Here is a 6,000-nt window from a genome sequence, read left to right on the forward strand (position 1 = left end):
CGAGGCACCCGGCTGCTGACCAGAGGCTCGGAACCTCCGCTGCAAGCACATATGCTCCGGTCGCCGGTGGCAGTGACAGGTAATGAACCCTCCTCAGTTTGGTGGACTTAGCTAGCCATTGTCGGGTCATAGGAGGATCGTCGAAATGTGGTTGATGTTCGCATGCGCCCAAGCCCTCGGCCTGTTGGATCGTCCCTGAAAGCCGCCGTCGAGTTCTGTCGGGACTGGATGGTTTATCTGGGGGAGCGAGACACGATGATTTCAGAGGGACGTTCTGTGCATGTTTGTGACCTCTACAGTTCCCGCTACGTTGCGCTTGTGGAAAACGGCCGTGGCAACATCGATGTGTCCCTGGTTCAGCGCACCATATCCCTTGTTAATTCGGATGGCCGTCGAGGTTTGGTGTTTCACCCGGGCGGCTGCCTCCCTGAAGCTGCGGACCTAGCGGACGAGCACGGGATCGCATTGTTCATGTTTGATCCGAGAAGTGGTGGGATAGAGGCACGAAATCGTGTCGCGGTGCCAATCTGCCGTACCCACAGACTCCCCTAGAGGCCTGGGCCGGCGCCTCTAGTTGGAACCGCTGGGATCGTCGAGGACCCTTGTACGGGGACCGCCGACCGATGGAGTTCGGTTCTGGCGGCAGCGTGTGATTCGTCCATAGTCGGCTCGATGTATCCGCGTTGAAGCATGTTGGTGAGTTCGGTTTTGGCTGTAATCGGCGTAGGCGTGGTCAGGATGATGTTGTTAGTGTGACGTCCGCGGGTGAGGCCGACGTAGAGGCCGGCGGCATCGACTCCGGGGCCGACCAGGGAGTGGTCGGTCGTTTCGCCTTGGGCGCCGTAGACAGTGGACGCGTATCCGAGGTGCAGGTGCTGCTTCGCGTATTCGTGGCTGACCTTCCGCATCTGAGCTGAGTCGTTAGTGGCAGCTAGGAAGATGCCGTCGTTCGTCATGCGAGTGACGATCCAGTTCTGACGGTTTTCGACCGCTGCGCGTGCGTCGTTTCGCCGTGTCTGCACGACATCCCCGACTAGCAGCGTTTGACCGTTCTGACCAATGGCAACCTGGTCGGTGTCGAGGGTTCCGTCATGGATCCGACGCGCCTGGATCGATTCGCCCACAGCCTGCGCTTCGGCGTGTGTTGCAGTGATGAGCGAGATCGATTCGCGGCGGTTGGACGCCTGGAACCAAGCGTCGGTCATGACGTGTTCGGTGTCACTGGGGCTGTCAGCAAGCCGGACGTGACCGTTTTGAACTAGGTATTCGGCGACGCGACGTCGGTCATCGTCAGTGTCTGCTTGTCGAAGTTCGAGAGTGAAGTCGCCCCATCCCGGTTCCCGGAATCGGTGGACGTCCATAAGTTCTACGATGCTGATGCTGTTGCGGCGAAGAAGCTCCATCGCGCCGGAATGTCCGACCGGGAGCGACTGGTTGGGGTCGCCAACAGCGGCGATGCCGGCACGTGTTTCGTAGGCGAGTTGGACAAGCGCGTTGGCCGCGTCTATGTCCAGCATTCCTGCTTCGTCAACGACGATTCGGTCACCAGCTCGGAGCGCTTCTTTGTCAGGACCCATGTAGGGTCGGCGACTGATCGGGTCGACCTCACCGATCGTGAGCCTGGACCATTGAGTGCTTCCACTCGCATCGGGGAGCCACCGCCATCCGTACGCGTGTAGCAGCTGATGCAGTGACGACGCGTCGCTGCCGGTTTCGGCTCCGGCAACCGTGGCAGCCTTCTTGGTCGGTGCGACCACCACCATGCGCCGGTTCTGAATCCGAAGCGCGGCCGCGGCAACTTTCAGCATGGTCGTCTTCCCAGTACCCGCGGCACCGATTACGGTCACCAAGTTGCTAGTTCCGGCGATAATGCCAGCCCCGCCGATCTGACCGGAATCTAGGACACGGCCCGGATCGACGATCGCCGCGATTTGTTCCACCGCATCGGTTGGCAGGCGTTCTCCTGGCACCGGGAAAAGCTGAAGCTGGTTCGCGAGCGCATTCTTCGCGAGCGCGGTCTGAGTGGCCACAAGTTGTTTCACATGGTTCGGAACGTTGTCTTCCTCCAGGAGGTGGACAGTGTGCGCAGCCACGGCCCGGTCAACGAGGTCGGTGACGAGGAGGTCGAGCCTGGCGCGTTCGGTGATAAGGCCAGTGGCGGCTAATGCCCTGAGGACGCCGGCGCGGACATCGAACACACTGAACCGGCCACCGGTCCCGGTGGAGCGGCCATCCGCATCCACGATCGCACGCGCGGCCACCAGATCCAGGTCAATGTCCGCCACACTGACCGCCTTGACGGCCACCGCTGACCGTGCGGTCATGGTGGGGTCGGCGGTGTGGATCTCATCCCGGATGATGCCCGCCCAGTCCGCCTCGTCCAGGTCGTGCGGCTTGTTCGGACGGCCCGTGGCCCAGGCCCACCGGTCGATCTGGTTCAACACATCCCGGGAGGCCTCCTCGCCAGGATGCTGGGACCGCCACCACTCCAACCGTGCCGCCCGGTTCTGTTCGATTTGGGCTGACCGTTTCGACAACGGTCGCACCAAATGCTGCAGTTGCTGGATCTCGCCCTCCGCGTTCAGCGTGAAGCCTTTCGCGGCCAACGCGTGGATCCAAGCCGGGTCGGTCCTGGCGGCGAGGTCGCCTTCCGCGTTGACCACATTCTGGAACCGCAACGCCACCCGGGTGTCCAGGTTCGACCAGCGCCCGTCGTGTCCTTGGACTTTGACGTTCAACCACAGGTGGCGGTGCTTGTGCGGGTCAAGGGAGCGGGAGCGTTCGTGCTTGAGCTCGACTACTTCTACCCGGGCGAGGTCTTCCCGGATGAGGCCGCCGGCACCACGACGGGCGTTGAGCTCTTGTTGCCAGAGGTGGATGATCCGGTCCCGCAACCGATCCTGCAAATCCTCATACGCTGCATTCAACTCAGGGTCCAACAGTGCGGCAATGGAGAACGACTTCGGTGCGTTCACCGTCGCATCCAGAACCAAGTCGGCCACCGGGGACTCCAGATCCCGGCCACGACGTTCCAGGGTGAGCGGGTCGAAACCATCCACCCACTCCCGCAGTTGTTTCCGAGAGAGCAGGTCGTCGCGGATGACACCGTCCTCGCAGATGTACCTGGTCATCACCGCATCCGCGTAGTCCGCTGCGGCGATCACACCGACAGCGTCTTTCGCGGTGAGGGTGGCGTCACAGACCCCGCCGAAGGCGTACGCGACCGCCTGCTTCACCCCCTGCGAAGCAACCCCACGCTTCCACCGTGCAACACCCCCACGCACACCCCAAGAATACGCCTGTCACTACAAAGTGCCTGCGTGCATTACAGTCTTCGATCTTCAAGTTCTCGATCCCTTGGCTCCTTCGATCGTCATCTCCTTCGCCTCAACTCGTCCGTTCAACCTCGTTTGCCCTTGCCCTCTCGATCACTCGTTCGTTCCTTCGTTGTCCTCGTTTCGAAAAACGCTTCCGCCGCCCGAAAGACACGCTGCTTCTGACGCACCCTCACCGGTCACTGCAGCGGGCCGGGTAAACGGGCATCCCACTCCACGACTTGCAAGCGCCAGGCAATTTCGCGATGGCAGGCACGGCCGGGGACCGGCTTACGCGCGCTTCTGCGGGCGGCGTAGTGTGTCAGGCTCGCTGAGCCGATCGACCAGGGGGATACTCTGCTGTTCTCGTTTTGCTGTAGGCGCAGGTCTCCTCAGAAATGCTTTGGGCGGGCAGCGTGATCGTAGGGTTGGCCACGATGAACACGTCCGAGGTCGTCTCCATGGTTCTGCGATGCCTGGTCGGGTTGCTGCTCGTTGCCGGCGGGATACTCCTGATCGTATTCAGTCGCAGGATCACCAGGTTGGTGACCTGGATGACGGGGATCGAGCCGGGGAAGCCAGTGCCGTTCGGTTATCGATCCAACTCTGTGGGGGGCTGGGTCCTTGGTGGGATAGCTGCCATCGTCATCGGCGGCTGGAGCGTCTGGGCCGCCCTGTTGCCATTATTTGCCGCGGGACACTGATTCGACGCGTGTCCCTTGATAGTTGCGTTAATCGCAACTAGCGAAGTACTCCAGAGTGCCACCGGCAAAACCCTCGCGCTTCATAGGATCGCGATCTGCGTTCGTGCTTCGGCGTAGGTTCGGTTGGCGATGGTTCAGATTCTCGGCAGTTGGATCGAGTCGGTCGACGTCGCCGACATTGATGGTCAGTTGGTTGTGACTATCGCGTTTCGACGGGACCCGGATTTCGAGGCAGACCTGGCAGCGTTCAACGCTTCGGTTGAGACGCGCGAAGAAGGGCTGTCGCAGCCAGCAACCGTGCTGGCAAGGCGGGTTGATGTGATGGTCACGGCTGCCGATGGTGGTTGGCTGCGTACCGACTGCTGGGTGTCTTCGGGTGGAACCGGTACTGAGAACCTCGCCGTTTGGCGTTATGACCGGGACGACGTCTGCGATAACCGGCTTCGATGTCGTCGTGCAAGCAGACGGACAGACGGTCTTCAGCAACCATCCCCCCACTCAGTCGTGAACCACTTCACGACCGCGATAGCCGATCCCGCAGCGGGCGTTGCGGAGGCGGGAAATGGTGGTGAAACTGCTGGGATGGCAGCCGCCTCGGGTCGACTGGTGACTGAGAATCTGAATTTCGATGGTGGCCGTGAAGTCACGGTCTTCGTACCATCGGTTGATCCTGCGGTGGTCGTGTACGCCGGGGATGGCCAGCTGATCGCCCCATGGGGTCGCCTGTTGGGGGATCCGGCTCTGCCATCCACGATGATCGTGGGGGTGCACCGCGTGGCCGATGAGATGGGACGGATCCGCGAGTACTCGCCTGGAGTGAGCACTTCCGAGATCTCGTTCGACCCGCAGCGATTCGCCGCACACGAGGCATTCTTCCTCGACGAGGTTCCAGCATGGCTGCAATCGCGTTTCGGGATCAGTTTTCCGGTGGAACGGACGGCGGTGTTCGGAGTTTCTGCCGGGGGTGAACTGGCCCTAGCGATGGGGGTTCGGCATCCTGACCGCTTCGGCGCGGTTCTTTGCGCTTCACCCGGGGCCGGCTATCAACCGCCGCGGCAGTTGTCGAAGCCATTGCCGCGTTTCTACTTCGTTGCCGGACGTCAGGAGCCGTTCTTCCTGAACAACGCAGAGCGCTGGGCCACGGCACTGCGCGACGCCGGCGCGGACGTCACCATGACAGAACGGGACGGCACGCACGGCAGCCAGCTCTGGCAGCAAGAACTCCCCACGATGATCGCCTGGGCCTTCACCATCCGAACTCGGCGCACGTCAAAGACCCATCGCCCCTAGCCGGATCGGTCAGCGTGCGGCGTCGTCGAGTACGTTGTCGATCCACTCGTGCCGCTCGGCATGGTTGACCTGCTCGCGAGTGAGCCAGCCGGTCTCGATCAGCTCAGCAGCCTCGAGCGTGAAGTCGTTGCTCGGCAGCACGCACTCGAACGCCACGGTCACGGCCGCGATCTGATCGCCGTTTGGATAGGTCGACACCAAGGGCTTCCCGCCGTAGGCGCCAACGATTCGACGAACTACGGGCCTCACCCCGATCTCCTCGTGCACTTCGCGAACGACCGCCTCCTGCGGTGTCTCACCGGGCTCGACTCCACCGCCGATAAGGCTCCAGCGTCCGGTGTCACGCTGCCGCGCCAGAAGGAACCGGTCGCCGTTGCGGATCACAGCCGTCACCCCCGGCAGAAGTAACAGATCGTGCCCGATCCGATTGCGCAGGGACCGAACATAGGGCGACATCGGCATGACCCGACCCTACGAGACCCCGGTCACATCATCAGCCCGCAGGCGGATCCTGCTGCGGGCGGCAGCCGGCCGCGAGTCCGTCATCGCCCAACGCGAGGCACGGTTGCGGATCCGCTTGTGTGCTCGGGCCGTTCCGTGTGCGCTTGGGGCTGGCAGGCTAGGCCTCGACCCGTCTCCTATAGTGCCGATCGTTACTGCCCTCGTCATGCGGATTGGGAGGCGTCGAGCGT

4 protein-coding genes are annotated in these 6,000 nt (G+C 62.4%); 2 read left to right on the plus strand and 2 right to left on the minus strand.

The features are described 5' to 3' along the window. Positions 1-548 precede the first annotated feature (548 nt). Positions 549-3,236, minus strand: a complete 2,688-nt coding sequence (locus HII28_RS19405; RefSeq protein ID WP_346769420.1) for an AAA family ATPase — start codon at positions 3,234-3,236, stop codon at positions 549-551. A 515-nt stretch (positions 3,237-3,751) separates the two neighbouring features. Here HII28_RS19405 and HII28_RS19410 point away from each other — a divergent pair. Beyond that, a complete protein-coding gene (locus HII28_RS19410) occupies positions 3,752-4,018 on the plus strand; it encodes a hypothetical protein (protein WP_170027496.1) in 267 nt (88 codons plus the stop codon). 129 nt (positions 4,019-4,147) lie between these two features. Next, on the plus strand, positions 4,148-5,308 hold the full coding sequence (locus HII28_RS20415; protein ID WP_240978402.1) for an alpha/beta hydrolase-fold protein: 1,161 nt from the start codon (positions 4,148-4,150) through the stop codon (positions 5,306-5,308). A gap of 9 nt (positions 5,309-5,317) precedes the next feature. Here HII28_RS20415 and HII28_RS19420 read toward each other — a convergent pair whose 3' ends face one another. Next, positions 5,318-5,770: an NUDIX domain-containing protein gene (locus HII28_RS19420; protein ID WP_170027497.1), complete on the minus strand. Its 453-nt coding sequence runs from the start codon at positions 5,768-5,770 to the stop codon at positions 5,318-5,320. Positions 5,771-6,000: the final 230 nt, after the last annotated feature.

Source organism: Planctomonas sp. JC2975 (assembly GCF_012985205.1).
In the GTDB taxonomy this organism is placed as follows: Bacteria; Actinomycetota; Actinomycetes; order Actinomycetales; family Microbacteriaceae; genus Humibacter.